Consider the following 16,942-nt stretch of genomic DNA (forward strand, 5'->3'; position numbering starts at 1 on the left):
CGGCCGGGCTCACCACCACGTCACCGGCCGGTACGCGTTGGCAAGGTCGACGAGCGCGATCCGCTCGCGCCGGTCGGCGGTGCGCCGGGCGCGGGACCGGCAGCGGCGCTCGAACGCGCCGCGCAGGGCGTCCTCCTCCAGCGGGTGGCCGAACAGTCGCCGCCCGGCGTGGCGCCCGGCGGCCAGGTCGCAGTCCAGCGCGATCCGCAGGATGTGCGCCTCGACCTGCTCGCGTTCGTCGAACGGGGGCAGCTTGTCGACCATTGCCGCGGCGTCGAGCGCGGCGTCGAGCCGGTGCCCGTCGTCCGGCGCGTCGAGCAGGATCCGCACCGCGCAGGTCACCGCCACCGTCGAGGCCCGGGACGACTCCGGCACCTTCAGCAGGGCGTCGGCGGCGCTGCGCGCGTCGGCTGTCGCCAGCAGGCAGCGGGCCAGCCCGAAGGCCGCGCCCACCACGCCCGGGTCGGTGTCCCACACCCCCCGGTAGTGGTCGGCGGCCGTGCGCGCATCGCCGTCGAGCTCGCAGGCCACCGCGTACGCGAGCCGGGTGGAGACCTCGCCCGGCAGCCACCCGTAGACCTGCGCGAACCGGCGGCGGGCGGTGCCGAAGTCCCGGCCCACCAGGGCCACCAGGCCGCGGTGCCACCACAGCGACCAGTCCCGCAGCTCCTCGGGGAACTCGGCGAGCAGCGGCCCCGCCTCGTCCGCCCGGCCGGCGGCGAGGTGTGCCCGGACGGCGCGGTAGGTGACCTGCGCCGTCCGCTCCGGGGCGGTCCTCAGCAGCTCGATGAGCTCCGCCGGGTCGGCCGGGCCGAGCGAGGCGAGGAAACCGGCGGCCGGGTCGGCGCCGTCGACCAGGGGCGCGGGCAGACCGAGCGTGATCTCCACGACGTCGAGCGCGTCCCCGTCGGTGTGCAGGCCGAACGCGCACGCGGAGGGACTGAACAGGGTGGACCGGGTCGGCCGGGGCATACCGTCGCCCGCCGACGCGACCTGCCGCCGGACCCCCCGGACCTGCTCGCGCATCTCGGCGGCGGAGGCGAACCGGTCGTCCGGCTCGGCGGCGGTGGCGCGGGCCAGCAACCGCAGGAACGGGTCGAGCCGCGCCGGCACGGGCAACCGCAGCAGGTCCTGTCCGGGCGGGATCCGGGTCACGTCGACGGACCGGGGCACCAGGGTCAGCGCCGCGAGGGTCCGGCCGACGGTGTAGAGGTCCGACCGTACGCTCGGGCCGGCCGGCCCCAGGCGTTCCACCTCCGGGGCGGTGAAGCCCGCGGTGCCCCAGGCCGGGCTCACCGTGTTGTCGATCCGGCGGGCGGCACCGAAGTCGACGAGCTTGATCGGGTCGTTGGCGCCCTGGCCGCCGACCCGCATCACGTTCTCGGGCTTCAGGTCGCAGTACAGCCAGCCCTGGTCGTGCAGGTACTCGAAGGCGTCGAGGATCTGCACGCCGTACCCGAGCGCCTGCGCCACGTCGACGGCGCAGGAACCGCCGCCCGGCCCGGCCGCGCTGCGCGCCTCCTCGAGGGTGCCCCCGTTGACGTACTCCATCACCAGGTAGCCGGCGTCCCGGTCGGACTCGGGCCGCAGCGCGTGGGTGATCGTGACGATGTGCGGGTGGTTCAGCGCGATCAGCGCCTGCCGTTCGGCGACGAACGCCGCGACGGCCTCCCGGTCCTCCGGGTTGCGCTGCCCCTTCAGCACCCGCCACGCGCCGTCCATGTCCTCGTCCCGGGCGAGGAACACCCAGCCGACCCCGCCGTTGCCCAGGCAGCCCTCGATCCGGTAGCGCCTGGCCCGCAGGTCGCCGTTGGCCAGCGGCGGGGTGAAGGAGTACCGGGTGCCGCAGTCCGGGCAGTATCCGGCGACCCGGGGCAGCCGGCGCCGGCAGGTCGTCTTCGCGCAGTAGCGGGAGTGCTCGGGGACGACCGGCTGCGACACCAGCGCCGACAGTGGGTCGTGGGGCCGGGCGGTGGGCAGCACGGCCGGCTGCTCCCACGGCCGGGACGCCGTCCGCGCCGGGCGTCGGTCGAGGTCGGGGTCGGGGCTCGGCCCCGTGCCGGTGGCGGCGCCGGCCCCGGCTCCGGCGCATTCGTGCCCCCACAGCCGGCAGAACCCGTCGGAGTCCACCCTGCCGGGGCAGTTGCGCTCCGCGCAGCCGCGGCTGACCGCCGTCATCGCGTCCCCCCGTTCACGGCCTGCTGGTAGGCCCGGACCGCCCGGCTGGCGCCGGTCACGTCGAAGACGTCGGGGCGCAGCGCGGCCCGGGCGTCCCGGTAGCTCTCCTCGACGTCTGGATGCTCGGCCCGGCCCACGTCGGCGGCCTTCTGCCGGTACGCCTCCAGCCGCCCCGTGAGCTCCAGGTGGCACCGGCGGCGCAGCCGGCGCCGCGCGGCGTCGGTCAGCTCGACCGCCCGGTCGACGGCTTCGGACAGCGTCCCGTCGTCCCCGTCCGGCCCGGCGTCGCCGCGCAGCCACCGCCCCCGGCCCGCCGCCTCGGCGGCGGCGACCTGCTCCAGCAGCCCGTCGACCGCGAGCCCGGCCACGGGGTCGGCCCCGTCGCCCAGGCCCTCGGCGGCGGCGTCCGCGGCGAGCCGCCGGAGCCGCTCCACGGAGGAGCGCAGCCGCTGCGCCCGGACCGCCAGCCGGTCGCGGCCGTGCGCGTCGACGATCCGGCGGATCCGGGCCACGTGCTCGCGGGCCGCCACCACGACCTGCTCGACGGTCATCTCCTCCAGGCGGACCGGCTCGCCGGTCGCCGCGGTGAATCGGACCCGGCAGGGGCCGGCCAGCAGCCGGGCCAGCGCGTCCGCACCGGCGGGCGTGGACCGGTCGACGCCGTCGAGGTCGTCGACCAGGCGGTCCAGGGCCAGCGACAGGCAGCCGAGCCGGTGCAGCAGGTCCCGGGCCTCCTGCGCGGACGCCGCGGCGGGGCCGGTCGGCTGCCGGAAGGCGTCGGTGACGAGTTGCTGCACCTCGAGCAGGCTCTCGCACACCCAGGCGTGCGCCGCCAGGGTGGCGTCGAGGCGTTCCCGGTCGGACATCAGGTGCCGCCCGTCAGTCGGTCGGCCGCGGCGTGACCGGCGGCGGGTCGGGGGGCGGCCACACCGTGGTCGGCGGCTCGGGCGACGGCATGCCCCTGTCCCGGTGCCCGGGGATCCACCGGTCGTGGGCCTGCCGCCACACCGTCGCGGTGCGCGGCGACGCCAGCACGTGGTTCACGTACGCGGCCAGCTCCCGGCCGTGGTCGAGGTGGAACGCGAAGGCGTGCGGCTCGTCGGTGAACCAGGTGCAGTCGGAGTCCTGGTGGTACGCGCAGAACTGCCGGTCGCGGCGCGGCGGCTCGGTCACCAGCATCGTGTCCGGGGCCATCTGGGCGAAGCCCAGCAGGATGTTCTCGTCGGTGCTGACGCCGTCGACCTGGCCCTGGCGCAGCATGACGAGGCAGTCGACCGAGTGGACGGCCTGCACCGGCACGAGCCGCTCGCCCGCGAGGGTGCGGTAGCTGGAGATCATCGCGAGCGAGGTCGTGTTCGCGCCGGCGCAGACCCGCTTGCCCCCGAGCTGCTCCATGCCGGCGTACTCCGGCACCCCCTCGGCGCGTTCGCGGACCAGCACGCTCTGACCGGAGTCGAGGTAGTCGTTGGAGAAGACGACCCGCCGGGCGCGTTGGCACGTCGCCGTCAGGGAGGTGGCCACGACGTCGATGTCGCCGCTCTCGATCATGGTGAAGGCGCCCTGGCCGGGCGGCACCACCTTGAAGGTGAGCCGCTCGCGCGGGTCCTCCGTCGGCCAGACGGCCCGGGCGACCGCCAGCATCAGCTCGATGTTGAAGCCCTCGAACCGCTGGGTGCGGGCGTCCCAGTGGCTCATCGTGGCGTCGGACGGGTCGACGCCCACCACCAGCTCGCCCCGGTCGAGGATCCGGGACGGCGGGGTCGGGTTCGCGGGAAGGCTGCGGCGCACCGGGCAGATCGCGTCCGCCCCGTCGGTCGTCGGGACCGTCGCCACGCCCTGCGGCCGCGCCGGGGGCGCGGGGGGCGGCGCCGTCGGCGCGGTGCACCCGGCCAGGGCGGTCAGGAGCGCGGCGAGCATCGCCCCGCGGCCACCGCGTCGCGTCGTCGTCGGAGCCCTCCGGGGCGCGTTCACTGGTACTCCAGGTAGCGCTGGCGCAGCCCGGCGACCACCCCGGCGGCGGCGAGCAGCGTGACCCAGGCGGCCGTGCCGCCGAGATGGCGTGGCGCCTCGGGCAGGTCGGCCACCATCCGGGAGACCTCCTCGTTGCGGGCGGTCAGGTCGGCGAGGAGATGGCCCTCCGCGGTGACGAACGCCCGGCCCGCCGAACCCTCGCTGAGCACGGTGTCGACAGCGTCGCGGAACGCGTTGGGCGTCCGGCTCTGCCGGGCCGGCCAGACCGCCTCCGTCAGGGCGGTGCAGTCGATCCGGTCCCTCGGGGGCTCCTGCCCGGCGGGATCGGCGCAGAGGTCCCGCCGGTCGAAGTCGGCCTTGTGCCCCGCCGGGTCGACGCTCGCCCCGAGCCCGAGGTAGACGTCGGCGCGGCCGGCCAGCAGGGTGCCGAGTCGCTGCTGGGTGGCGCTCTGCGCGTCGATCGCCCGTTCCAGCTCGGGGAACCTCCGGTCGGCGTCCGGCCAGTGCCACCACGACGAGACCAGCATGGCCAGCACGGCCGCGGTGCCCAGCGAGGCCAGCAGCAGGCCGGCGTTCAGCCGGCGCCGGGTCCGCCGGCGCAGCCACACCTGCACCACCACCAGGGCGGCGAGGGTGCCCAGCGGCACCAGCACGGACGCGGCGAGCCACGGCCGCGCGTCGGCGCGGGCCTCGAGCAGCCGCCGGGTGTCGTAGTTCCACAGGCCCTGCGCCGCGGTGAGCAGCTCGGTGGACATGTAGTGCGACGCCTCGCGGGCGTAGGCCGAGGCGAGTACGGCGCGGGCCGCCGCGTCCTCCGCCCCGGTCTCCGCCGTCGTCTCCGCCATGCAGGGGCGGCGCTGCTCCGCGCCGGGAAGCGTGGGGAGGGGGCCGGCCACCCGCAGCGCGGCGCACACCACGTCCCGGTAGACCTTCAGCCGCGCGGCGATCGTCGCCAGCCTGGTCAGCCGGTCGGGGTCGTCGACGGCGTTGCCCATCGAGTCGGTCAGCGTGCGCTCCACCTCGTGCACCGCCGCGTCGTACGCGCCGACGAGCGAGACGCGCCGGTCCTCGGTGGGCGGGAGCAGGAAGACGGCGCTGGCGGCGACGTCGGCGTCGGCGAGGCCCTGGTAGATCTCCCGGGCGGTCGTGCTGGTGCGCACGGCGGTCTCGGCGGACCGCTCGCCGAGCGTGGTGGCGGACGCCCGGGACTGCACGGCGACGGCGGCGGTCGCGGCGAGCGCGGCGACCAGCACGGCGCCGCCGACCACGATCAGCGCCGGGGTCGTCCGCAGGGCGTCGCGGAGCCGGCCCGCGCGACGTCTCCGTCGGGTGGCCGGGGCCGACCGGTCGGCCCCGTGTCCGTCCCCCGTGTGCGGCGCCATGCACGTCCTCTCGCTCGCCGGCCCCGCCCGACGGCCCTCCTGGTGCGGGTGGCGCGGTGTCGGAAGCAGCCCCGTTCCGCCCCGCCGCGCGGCGACCACCGGCCTTGCCGGCGGCCGACGTGGTGATCGTGGGCGAGGAGGGACCAGGGTGCCAGACGAAGTCGGCCGGCGATACGGGTATGTCCGGTATCTGACCTGATCGTTCCCACGCGGCGCGCTCGGTGCGCGTCCCGTCGCCGATCACGGTGCGGGGGCGGGGCCGCGTCCACGAGGGCCGACGGTCCGATCAGGACGGTGGGTCGCCGGCCCCGTCGCGGGGTGGGAAGGCCAGGGCGAGGGTGAGGTCGAGGACGGTCCCCGGATCGGTCAGCCGGTCGCCGTACAGCTCGCGGAGCTTGCCCATCCGGTAGCGCACGGTCTGCGGGTGCACGAAGAGGTCGGCGGCGACGTCGTCGCGCCGGCCGTGGTGCAGCAGCCAGGAGCGCAGCGTCTCGACGAGGCGGTCGGCGGTGGCGGACGGCAGCGACGCCAGCGGCGCCAGGACCCGGGCGCGCAGGTCGGCGAGCCCCTCCGGGTCCGTGCTCAGCACCAGCTCGGCGAGGTGCTCCTCGGTGTCCAGCGCCGGACCGTCGTGGGGCGGGTGGAGGCCGAGCGACAGGGCCCGGATCGCGCGCTGGTAGGAGGCGGCGACCCGGGTCCACGGGCGGGCGGGGCCCAGCACCGCGCGCCGCCCGCGCAGCACCCGGGCGAGCTGCCGTCGCCGGTCGCCGTGCGTGTCGGGCACCAGCAGCACCGCCAGGTCCTCGCCCGCCCCGGCCGCCGGCAGGTCGTCGCCGCTCTCGAGGGTGTGCGAGGGCAGCAGCGCGAGCGCCGCCCGGAGGTTGGCCCGCGGCAGCAGCACGACGGTGAGGGTCTGCGGCGGCGGCCAGTCGGCTCGGTCGGCGCTGCGCAGCAGCACCTCCTCGGGCTCGCCGGCGAGCAGCCGCTGGGTGAGCCGTTCCAGGTTGCGGCGCCGGGCCCGGCCCACGCTGGCCAGCTCGTCGGCGTGCCCGGCCACGCTGGCGGCGGAGAGCTCGTCGATGTACGCGAACATCAGCTCGGCGAACTCCGCGACGGTGGCCGCCGACAGCCCGCCCTGCACGGTGGTGGCCGACATCTCCCGCCACGAGACGCGGGCACCCACCCGGTACGCGGCCAGCAGGGCGTCCGCGCTCCGGCCGGAGCGCGCCTCGCCGCTGCCCAGGGCGTACGCGGCCTCCAGGGCGCCGACCAGCGGCGTGCTCGGGTCGGCGGACTGGGACTGCTCGACGAGTTGGAGGAACGTGCCGAGCGCGATCTGCACCGCGTTCTCGATCTTCTCGCGCATCTGGCCGGTGAGGGCGCCGGAGTAGCTCGGCACCTCGGCGGTGATCGCGGTCACCGTCCGCTCGGCGAGCAGCGGCAACTGGTCGCGCAGCGCGCCGGCGACCCGCGCGTCCAGTTCGAGGCGGGCCACGCGCCGGGCGGCCTCGGAGCGTTCCGCCACGTTGTTCCCTCCGCACAAGAAGGTGGGATCGGTTCACCTTCGCAGGCCAAGATTTTATGCCAGTCTGCCGCGACCATCGAATCATGACCACCACCGCTCCGCGCCCACCCGCGACGGCGTCCCTCCGTGGCCGGATCCTGCGGCTGGCCGCGTCGGTCACCACCCCGCTGCTGCCCGACGACTACCTCGACCTGGTGGCCCCGCTGCGCTCGGGGGCGGACCTGCGCGGCCGGATCGTCGCCGTCCGCCCCGAGACCGCCGACGCGGCGACACTGGTGATCCGGCCGGGCCGCGACTGGCGGGGGCACACCCCCGGCCAGTACGTCCGCCTCGGCGTCGACGTCGACGGCGTGCGCCTGTGGCGGGCGTACTCGGTCACCTCGGCCCCGACCGCCCGCGGGCCCATCTCGATCACCGTCAAGGCGATCCCGGACGGCGTGGTCAGCAACCACCTCGTCCGCCGGGCGCAGCCCGGGACGCTGGTCCAGCTCGACCAGGCCCAGGGCGACTTCGTGCTGCCGGGCCGGCCGCCCGCCCGGGTGCTCTTCGTGACCGCCGGCAGCGGGGTCACCCCGGTGATGGGGATGCTGCGCTCGGGCGTGCTGGCCGGTGCCGACGTCGTGGTGGTGCACTCCGCGCCGACCCCCGCCGACACGATCTTCGGCGCCGACCTGCGGGACCTCGCCGCGCGGGGCGCGATCCGGCTGGTGGAGCGGCACACCGACGCCGACGGGCTGCTCACCGTGGCCGACCTCGCCGGTCTCGTACCCGACCACCTCGACCGGGAGACCTGGGCCTGCGGCCCGGTCGGCCTGCTCGACGCGCTGGCGGAGCACTGGACGGCCCGGGGTCGCGGCGGCCGGCTGCACACCGAGCGGTTCCGGCCCACCGTCATCTCGCCCGGGGAGGGCGGCACCGTCACCTTCACCCGCTCGGGGGCGACCGTGGCGGCCGACGGCGCCACCCCGCTGCTCGACGCCGGTGAGAACGCCGGGGTGCTGATGCCGTCGGGCTGCCGGATGGGCATCTGCTTCGGCTGCGTCCTGCCGCTGCGCCAGGGCGCGGTCCGCGACCTGCGCAACGGGGACCTGACCACGGCGGTGCCCGGCGACGGCGTCCTCATCCAGACCTGCGTGTCGGCCGCGGCCGGCCCCTGCGACATCGACCACTGACCGGAGTACCCGACGTGACCGTGATCCAGAACAAGCCCGTCAACCCGATCGCCCACCTGAGCGCCGAGGACATCGAGACCATCGGCAAGGAACTCGACGCGATCCGCGACCGGGTGATCGCCGACCGGGGCGAGCGGGACGCCGCGTACATCCGCCGGGTCATCTCGACGCAGCGCAGGCTGGAGCTGGGCAGCCGGGTGGTGCTGCTGTTCTCGCTCTTCCCGCCGGCCTGGATCGTGGGCACCGCCGGCCTGACCATGGCCAAGATCCTGGAGAACATGGAGATCGGCCACAACGTCCTGCACGGCCAGTGGGACTGGATGCGGGACCCGAAGATCCACTCCACCACCTGGGAGTGGGACCACGTCTCGCCGGCCGACCAGTGGAAGCACTCGCACAACGAGCTGCACCACCGGTACACGAACGTGATTGGCAAGGACAACGACCTCGGCTACGGCATCATGCGCGTCGACGAGGACCAGCGGTGGCACCCGTTCCACCTGGGCCAGCCGCTGTGGAACTTCATCAACGCCTGCTTCTTCGAGTACGGCATCGCCGCGTACGACCTGGAGCTGGGGCGCAACCTGCGCAAGGGCCGGCACAAGAAGCCGGAGTTCCGGGCCCGGGCCCGCGCGGTGGGGCGGAAGATCCGCCGCCAGGTGCTCAAGGACTACGTCCTGCACCCGCTGCTGTCCGGGCCGTCGTTCCTGCACACGCTGGCCGCGACGTTCACCGCCAACCTCCTGCGCAACCTGTGGAGCCACTCGGTGATCATGTGCGGGCACTTCCCGGAGGGCGTGGAGACCTTCTCCCGGCGCTCGATCGAGGGCGAGACGCGCGGCGAGTGGTACCTGCGGCAGATGCTCGGCTCGGCCAACATCAGCGGCAGCCGGCTGCTGCACATCATGACCGGCAATCTGTCGTACCAGATCGAGCATCACCTCTTCCCCGACCTGCCCAGCAACCGCTACCAGGAGATCGCCCCCGAGGTGCGGGCCCTGTTCGACCGGTACGGGCTGAAGTACACCACCGGCTCGCTGCCCCGGCAGGTCTTCTCCGCGTGGAAGAAGGTCTTCCGGCTGTCCCTGCCCAACCGGAAGACTCCCCGCCCGGTCGACGACCGTCCCGCCCCGGCTCTCGTCTCCGTGGGTTCCTGACCCTCCCCGACGCCGCCGCCCCCGCGCGAAACGCGCTGGGCGGCGGCGTCGGCGTGCGCGTACAGTCGGGGGCATGGAGATCAGGTGTTCCTTCGCCGCCGCGGCCGCGCGAGCTTCGCGCTCGTCGGTCGCCGCCGCCTGACCTCACCACCTCCCGCCGGCGACCGGAAACGGTCCGCCGGCGTTCTTCTCCGTCGTCCCGGCCCGCCGGTTCCCGGCGGTGGACCCTTTCCGGCCGCCCCACCCGGAAAGGCCGTCCGCCATGACGTACGACCCGATCAGCCGCACCTTCGTCGACTTCTTCCGCGAGCACGGCCACGAACTCGTGCCCGACGGCTCGCTGATCCCGCCGCCGGGCGACCCGGTGCTGTTCACCACCTCCGGCATGCACCCGTTGACCCCCTACCTGGAGGGCCGACCCCACCCGCTGGGCCGGCGCCTGGTCAACGTGCAGCGCTGCCTGCGCACCACCGACCTGGACGAGGTCGGCGACACCACCCACCTGACCGTGTTCCGGATGCTGGGTTCCTGGTCGCTCGGCGACTACGGCCTCCCGCAGAGCCTGCGCTGGGGCTACGAGCTGCTGCGCGACGGCTTCGGCGTCGACCACGACCGGCTGCACGTGACGGTCTTCGGCGGCGACGACCAGGTCGGCCCGGACGAGTCCTCGTTGCGCACCTGGGGTGAGCTGGGCCTGCCCGTGGAGCTGACCGGGCAGGAGAACTGGTGGTCCAACGGCCCCACCGGGCCGTGCGGACCCGACACGGAGATCTTCGTCTGGACGGGGGACGGGCCGCCCCGGGGCACCCCCGGCACCGACGGCCGGTGGATGGAGGTCTGGAACCACGTGCGGATGCGCTACCGCCGGCACCCGGACGGGAGCCTGACGCCGCTGCGGCAGCCCAACGTGGACACCGGGATGGGCCTCGAACGGCTGGAGATGGTGCTGCGGGGCCACCGCTCCGTCTTCGAGACCGAGGGGCTCGTGCCGTGGGTCCGCGGCGTCCGCGACGTGTGGGACCTGCGGGACGAGCCGCTGCGCCTGGTCGGCGACCACCTGCGGTCGAGCGTGGTGGTGGTCGGCGACGGCGTCCGGCCGTCGAACACGGGTCGCGGCTACGTGCTGCGCCGGCTGCTGCGCCGCGTACTCACCACCCTGTGGCGCGACGAGCCGTCCCGCAGCCTGTCCGACCTGTCCACCGGGCCGGTGCGGCACACCCTCGACGGGTTCCGGCAGGGCGTCACCGTCGAGGAGGTGCGCGAGGTGCTCTCCGGCGAGGAGCGGCGGTTCCGGGAGCTGCTGCGGCGCGGACGCCCGGTGGTCCGGCGCCGCCGGTCCCGGGGGCCGCTGACCGACGAGGACTACCGCGACCTGCACGACACCCACGGGCTGCCGCGCGACCTCGTCGACGGGCTGCTGAGCGAGGTGGGGTGAGCCGGCCCGCCCCGGTCCCGCGTCGGGTGCGGCCGCCGGGTCACCGTGGGTTTCCCGACTGCTCCGTTTAGCGAAGTCGACATCCGCGCGTCAATAGACCTACGTGCATGAAAATGGAGGCGAACGCCGTTTCGGCCCGTCACCGTCGATGATGGTCGTGACACGTGCCGTGGTGCCAGGATGACTCGCGTAACAAGCGTTGACGTGCTGTTACGCACCCCTTCCGCCGCGCGACCTGGAGGCGCTGTCGTGACCCGACCCTGCGGGGAGCCGTGACCGCCACCGCACGTGCCGGTCAGCACCGCCCCACCACCGTCCCCGCCCAGGTGCTGCGCGCCGCCCGGACACATCCCGACCGGCCGGCGGTCGTCGACAGCCACCGCACGCTGCGCTACCGCGACCTCGTCACCGCCGCCACGAAGCTGGCCGGGGCGCTGGCCCCGACGTTGGCCGCGGGCGACACCGACGGGCGGGTCATCGCGGTGCTGCGGCCGCGCACCGCCGACGCCGTCGTCGGGCAGCTCGCCGCCTGGTTCTGCGGTGCCGCGTTCCTCCCGCTGGACCCGGCGCTGCCGGTGGCCCGGGTCGCCCGGATCCTCACCGACGCCGGCTGCCGCGTCGCCGTCACCGCCGAGGAGTACGCCGACCGGCTGCCCGCCGGGGTCATCCCGGTCCGCGCGGGCCGGGAGGAACACCTGCGGCTGCCCGACGCCGACGACCTGGCGTACCTCATCTCCACCTCCGGCTCCACCGGCCGGCCCAAGCAGGTCGAGGTCGCCCACCGCAGCCTGTGGACGGTCCTCGACTGGTACGCGACCGCCTTCCGCCTCGGCCCCGGCGTGCGGACCGCCGCCTTCGCCGGGCTGGCCTTCGACGCCGCCCTACTCGACCTCTGGGCGCCGCTGATGCGCGGCGCCACGGTGCTGCTCGCTGACGAGTCGGTGGCCCGCGACCCGGAGCGGGTGGCGGCGACGGTGCGCGAGGTCGACCACTGCTTCCTCACCACCCCGCTCGCCGAGCACCTGCTGCGCGCCGGCGCCGACACCGGCCGGCTGCGCAGCCTGGCCACGGGCGGCGACCGGCTGCGCACCTGGCCACCGGCCGACTTCGGCGCCGCCGTGCACAACCTCTACGGCCCCACCGAGGCGACCATCCTGGTCACCGCCACGTCGGACCTGCGCCGGCACACCGACCGGACCGGTCCGCCGCCGATCGGACGGCCGGTCGCCGGCGCCCGGCTGGCCCTGGTCCCGACCGGCCCCGAGGACGGTGCCGAGCAGGGTGAGCTGGTCGTCGCCGGGCCGGTGCTGGCCCGTGGCTACCGGTCCGCGCCCGCCGAGACCGCCGCCGCCTTCGGCGTCACCGACGGGGAGCGGCGCTACCGCACCGGGGACGTCTGCCGGCGCGACCGCGACGGCGAGCTGCACTTCGTCGGCCGCGGCGACGGCCAGGTCAAGGTCCGCGGCCACCGGATCGAGCTGCGGGAGGTGGAGTTCGCCCTGCTCGCCATGCCGGGGGTCGGCCAGGCCGCCGCCGGCACGCTGGACCGGGACGGGCAGACGCTGCTGGTGGCCTGGGTGGTCGGCGCGGTCGACGCCGACGGCGTGCGGGACTGGCTGCGTTCCCGGCTGCCCGCCGCGATGGTGCCGCACCTCGTGGAGCGGTGCGACGCCCTGCCGCTGACCACCAACGGCAAGCTCGACCGGGCCGCGCTGCGCGCCGGCACCGCCCGGCGGCTGGCCGGCGAGCGCGGGGACGGCCGGGACGCGCCGGGGGACCGGCCGACCGAGGCCGGGACGGCGGTCGCCGAGGCGTGGCGGGCCGTGCTGGGCGCCCCGCCCCGTCCCGACGACGACTTCTTCACCGTCGGCGGCGACTCGCTGCTCGCGGTGCGGCTGAGCGCCCTGGTCCGGCAGGGCCTGCGGGTCGACGTGCGCGCCACGCTGCTCTACGAGCACCGGCGCTTCGCCGACTACCTCGCCGCCGTCGAGGCGCTGCGCGCCGCCGGGCCGGTCGCGGCGGACGGGGTCGGGGCGGCCCGGTGACCGGCACCCTGCTCAGCCGCCTGCTCGCCGCCGCCGACCGGCGGCCGGACGCGGTCGCCGTGCACGCCGAGGACGCCGTCGTCACCTGGGCCGGCCTGCGCGACCTCGCCGGCCGCTACGCCGCCGGCTACGCCGCGCGCGGTGTCGGCCCCGGCGACCGGGTCGGGGTGCTGCTGGAGCCCGGCGCGCACGCCGTCGCCGCCGCCGTCGGCGCGTTCGCGGTGCGGGCGGCGTACGTGCCGCTGGACCCGCGCCAGCCGCCGGCCCGCGTCGCCGCGCTGCTCGACGCCGCCGAACCGGCGCTCGTGGTGGCCGGGTCCGCCCCGCCCGGGCGGCCCGTCCTCGCGCCGGCCGCCGTCGGGGCCGGGCCGGCCGCGCCCCTCACCGACACCGGCGAGCCGTCCGACGTGGCGTACGTGGTGCACACCTCCGGCTCGACGGGCGCGCCGAAGGCCGTGCAGGTGGAGCACGGCAACCTGCTCAACCTCCTCGCCGACCTCGACGACCGCGCGCCGGCGCCGGACGGGCACACCGGCACCTGGTGGACCCGCCCCTCCTTCGACGTCGCGGTCTGGGAGTGCTTCGCCCCGTTGGTGCGGGCCGGGACGGTGCGGGTCGTGCCGGACGGGGCGCGGCACGACGGCGCCGCGCTCGCCAGGTTCCTGGACGCGGCGGGGGCGGGCAGCGCGTACGTGCCGCCGGCGTTCCTGCCCGAGCTGCGGGCGCTGCTGCGCGCCGAGCCGGGGGCGCTGACCGGGCTGCGGCGGCTGCTGGTCGGCGTCGAGCCGATTCCGCGCCCGCTGTTGCAGGACATCGCCCGCAGCCGGCCGGCCCTGACCGTCGTCAACGGGTACGGCCCGGCCGAGGCGACCGTCTGCTGCGCCCTGTACGTGGTGCCCCGCGACGGCGCGGTGACCGGCGAACGGACCCCGATCGGCACCGCCGTGCGGGGCACCCGGCTGCTGCTGCGCCAACCCGACGGGTCGTGCCGCCCGACGGGGACCGGCGAGGTGGTCGTCGCCGGCGCGGCGGTGGCCCGCGGCTACCTGCGGGACCCGGGCGGGGAACGGGCGTTCGGCACGGCGGCCGACGGCACGCGCAGCTACCGGACCGGCGACCTGGCGCGCACCCTGCCCGACGGCAACCTGCTCTTCCTCGGCCGCGTCGACCGGCAGGTCAAGCTCCGCGGTTTCCGGATCGAGCCGGCCGAGGTGGAGGCGGTGCTGCGCCGGCTGTCCGGCGTCCGCGACGTGGTGGTGGCGGCCCGGCGGTGGGACGGGCTCGGGGACGTGCTGGTGGCGTACGTGGCGGCGGAGCCGGGGGCCGGGCTGACCGAGCGGGCGGTCCGGGACCACGCCCGTGACCGGCTCCCCGGGTACGCCGTGCCGGCGGTGGTGGCCCTGCTGCCCCGGCTGCCGCTCACCCCGCACGGCAAGTACGACCACGACCGGCTCGCCGCGCTGCCCCTGCCCGCCGCAGCGTCCCCGACCGGCCCCGGGGATCCGGTCGACGTGGTCGCCGCAGCGTCCCCGACCGACCCCGGGGATCCGGTCGACCTGGTCGCCGCACCGTCCCCGACCGACCCTGGGGAATCTGCCGACGTGCCCGACCCGGCCGACCCGGTCGGCGTGGTGCTCGACGCCTGGCGGCGGGTGCTGCCGGCCGGGGAGATCCGCGCCGGCGACGCCTTCCTGCCGCTCGGCGGCACCTCGCTCGCCGCGGCCCGGGTGGCCGCCCGGCTGACCGAGCGTACCGGCGTGCGGGTGACCCCCGCCGACGTCCTGCGCGCCCCCGACGCGGCGGCCCTCGCCGCCCGGCTCCGGGAGGCGTCGACCGGTCGGCCGCCCGGCCCCGCGCCGAGGGCCGCGACCCCGCCCGAGGTGGGGGCGCGGCGCGCGCCGCTCACCCCCGAGCAACTCGGGCTGTGGCTGCACGACGAGCTGGACCCGGGCACCGACCTCTACGTGGAGCCGGTCTGGTTCAGCACCACGGCCCGCGTGGACCGGGGCCGGCTGGCCGCCGCGCTGCGCCGGGCGGTCGCCGCCTACCCCGCGTTCGGCGCCGGGCTGCGGCTCGTCGACGGCCTGCCCGAGCTGGTGCTCGACCGGCACCCACCGACCGTGGAACTGGTCGACGTCACCGACGGCCCGGCGCTCGACGCGGCCGTGCGGGCCCGGGCCCGCCGCCCGTTCGACACGACGGCCGAGCCGCTGCTGCGCTGCGCCGTGCTCGGTTCCGGCGACCGCACCGACCTGCTGCTGGTCTGGCACCACCTGGCGGTCGACGCGTGGTCCCTGCGGCTGTTCCTGGCCGACCTGGCCCGCTGCCACGACGACCCGGCCTGGTCGCCCCCGTCGCCCGCCACCACGCTGTGCGACCTGAACCTGCGCCGGTCGGCCCGGGTCGCCGACGCCGCCGCCCGGGAGGCCGTCCGCGCCACCGCCGCCCGGGTGCGCGGGATCGCCGAGCCGGCCCCGGTACCCGGCGGCACCGGCCGGACCGTGGTGACCCGTCCGGTGCGCGCCACGGCCCGGGCGCTGACCCGGGCGGGCGACGGCACCGCGACCGAACTGGCCGCCGCCGCGTACGCGCGGGCGCTCGGCGCGCTGCTCGACCGGGACGCGGTGGTCGTCGGCTGCGCCACCACCACCCGCCGCGCCGCCGACGAGTTCGACGTCGCCGGGTACGCGGTCAACACCGTGCTGCTGCCCTGCACGGACCTGCGGAAGCCCTGGCCCGACACCCTCGGCCGGGTCCGGACGGAGCTGCGTCGGGCGGTGGCCGAGCAGGCCCCGTTCCGGGAGGTGGCGGCCGAGGTGCTGCGGGGCACCGGCGCCCCGCCCGGCGCCTACCCGACCTGCTACCTCGACTCGGTGGAGGAGCCCGAGCTGGTCACCGGCCGGGTCACCTGGCGGCGGCGGGAGCTACGCCGCTCCGCTAACCGCTTCCCGGTCTGCCTGACCCTGCGTCAGCACCCGGGTGGGGCGTTGTCCGTCCTCGTCGAGGCCGACGGGCGGGCGCTCACCCCGGACGCCGCGGCGGCGCTCGCCGCCGCCGTCACCGACCAGCTCGACGCGTACGCACAAGGAGACCCCGATGGCACGGACGATCGCGTTGCGCCAGGTCAGCGAGGGACGGTCCGGGTGCCTGCTGACGGTTGAGTTCGCCGGCGACTCCGCCGGCCCCGGCCTCGCCGCCACCCTCGCCGAAGCCGAAGCCGAAGCCGAAGCCGAAGCCGAAGCCGAGGCCGGAGCCGGAGTCGAGGCCGGAGCCGGAGTCGAGGCCGGTGTCGAGGCCGGAGCCGGAGTCGAGGCCGGTGCCGAGGCCGAGGCCGGTGTCGACGGGGCGACGGGAGCCGGGGCGGGGTGCCGGCCGGGCGGGCCCCGGCGGGGCGGCCGGCACGAGATCTGGCGGCTGGACCCGGTGACCAGCCTGGAGCTGCACCCGGGGCTGCCCGGCCACCGCGACCTGGCGGACGCCTGCGCGGCGGAGTTCCTCCGGCTGCGGCCCGCCGACGCCGGCCCGGTGACGGTCGTCGGCTACTGCAGCGCGGCGGTCTTCGCCCACCACCTGGCCCGCGCCCTCGCCGCCGCCGGCGGACCACCGGTCCACCTGGTCCTGGTCGCGGCGACGGTGCCCGACGAGGAGACGGTCCGCCGCGAGTACGCGGTGCTGCACCGCAAGCTCACCGGCGATCCCGCGCCGGCCGACCCGACGCCGCTGCTCGCCGACCCGGTGACCACCGTGGACCGGTTGCGCGACGAGCTGACCCGGCTCGCCAGCGCCTTCGCCACCGCCAACGGGTTCGACCCGGCCGAGGCGGAGACCGCGGCCGACGAGATCGCCGGCCGGTACCTCGCCTGGCTCTGGTTCCTGCTGGATGCCGCCGGCACCGGCCCGGCCCCGGTGCCGTGCCCGGTGGTCGAGGCGCGCGACGACGCGGAGGCGCTCGGCCTGCTGCGGGTGTGGGCCGTTGACGGGCAGACCGTCGGCACCGGCGGAGACACCCGGGACGAGCTGACGGGAACGGAACACGCGACCGGGGGGCCGCGATGACGGGACGACGGGGGCCGCGAT

At 76.4% G+C, this 16,942-nt stretch carries 11 protein-coding genes; 6 read left to right on the forward strand and 5 right to left on the reverse strand.

Annotated elements, in window-relative coordinates; genetic code table 11:
- Positions 1-9 precede the first annotated feature (9 nt).
- From ACGF5G_RS27325 to ACGF5G_RS27345, 5 genes are all read right to left on the reverse strand, one after another.
- A complete protein-coding gene (locus tag ACGF5G_RS27325) occupies positions 10-2,178 on the reverse strand; it encodes a tetratricopeptide repeat protein (RefSeq protein ID WP_393267813.1) in 2,169 nt (722 codons plus the stop codon).
- Positions 2,175-3,044: a hypothetical protein gene (locus ACGF5G_RS27330; RefSeq protein ID WP_393267816.1), complete on the reverse strand. Its 870-nt coding sequence runs from the start codon at positions 3,042-3,044 to the stop codon at positions 2,175-2,177. The genes ACGF5G_RS27325 and ACGF5G_RS27330 overlap by 4 nt, the downstream gene beginning before the upstream one ends.
- A gap of 13 nt (positions 3,045-3,057) precedes the next feature.
- On the reverse strand, positions 3,058-4,095 hold the full coding sequence (locus tag ACGF5G_RS27335; protein ID WP_393267817.1) for a transporter substrate-binding domain-containing protein: 1,038 nt from the start codon (positions 4,093-4,095) through the stop codon (positions 3,058-3,060).
- A gap of 50 nt (positions 4,096-4,145) precedes the next feature.
- Entirely contained in the window at positions 4,146-5,531 is a 1,386-nt protein-coding gene (locus ACGF5G_RS27340; RefSeq protein ID WP_393267819.1) for a hypothetical protein, read from the reverse strand.
- A 286-nt stretch (positions 5,532-5,817) separates the two neighbouring features.
- On the reverse strand, positions 5,818-7,056 hold the full coding sequence (locus ACGF5G_RS27345; RefSeq protein ID WP_393267822.1) for a PucR family transcriptional regulator: 1,239 nt from the start codon (positions 7,054-7,056) through the stop codon (positions 5,818-5,820).
- A gap of 83 nt (positions 7,057-7,139) precedes the next feature.
- Here ACGF5G_RS27345 and ACGF5G_RS27350 point away from each other — a divergent pair, with 83 nt between their 5' ends.
- The 6 genes from ACGF5G_RS27350 (at position 7,140) to ACGF5G_RS27375 (ending at position 16,921) form a co-directional block, all read left to right on the forward strand.
- On the forward strand, positions 7,140-8,228 hold the full coding sequence (locus tag ACGF5G_RS27350) for a ferredoxin reductase (RefSeq protein ID WP_393267824.1): 1,089 nt from the start codon (positions 7,140-7,142) through the stop codon (positions 8,226-8,228).
- Positions 8,229-8,242: 14 nt separating this feature from the next.
- On the forward strand, positions 8,243-9,385 hold the full coding sequence (locus ACGF5G_RS27355; protein ID WP_393267827.1) for a fatty acid desaturase family protein: 1,143 nt from the start codon (positions 8,243-8,245) through the stop codon (positions 9,383-9,385).
- Between the two features lie 262 nt (positions 9,386-9,647).
- Positions 9,648-10,820 carry an alanine--tRNA ligase-related protein gene (locus tag ACGF5G_RS27360; protein WP_393267829.1) on the forward strand — a complete coding sequence of 391 codons (1,173 nt, stop codon included), beginning with the start codon at positions 9,648-9,650 and terminating at the stop codon, positions 10,818-10,820.
- A 272-nt stretch (positions 10,821-11,092) separates the two neighbouring features.
- Positions 11,093-12,865, forward strand: coding sequence for a non-ribosomal peptide synthetase (locus ACGF5G_RS27365; RefSeq protein WP_393267832.1), 1,773 nt, complete (start codon positions 11,093-11,095; stop codon positions 12,863-12,865).
- The gene (locus ACGF5G_RS27370) at positions 12,862-16,026 is read left to right on the forward strand and encodes an AMP-binding protein (RefSeq protein ID WP_393267834.1); all 3,165 of its coding nucleotides are present in this window, start codon (positions 12,862-12,864) and stop codon (positions 16,024-16,026) included. Before ACGF5G_RS27365 ends, ACGF5G_RS27370 begins: the two co-directional genes overlap by 4 nt.
- On the forward strand, positions 15,962-16,921 hold the full coding sequence (locus tag ACGF5G_RS27375; RefSeq protein WP_393267836.1) for a thioesterase domain-containing protein: 960 nt from the start codon (positions 15,962-15,964) through the stop codon (positions 16,919-16,921). The genes ACGF5G_RS27370 and ACGF5G_RS27375 overlap by 65 nt, the downstream gene beginning before the upstream one ends.
- The last annotated feature ends 21 nt before the right edge of the window (positions 16,922-16,942 follow it).

Source organism: Micromonospora sp. NPDC047730, assembly GCF_043204765.1.
Lineage (GTDB): Bacteria > Actinomycetota > Actinomycetes > Mycobacteriales > Micromonosporaceae > Micromonospora.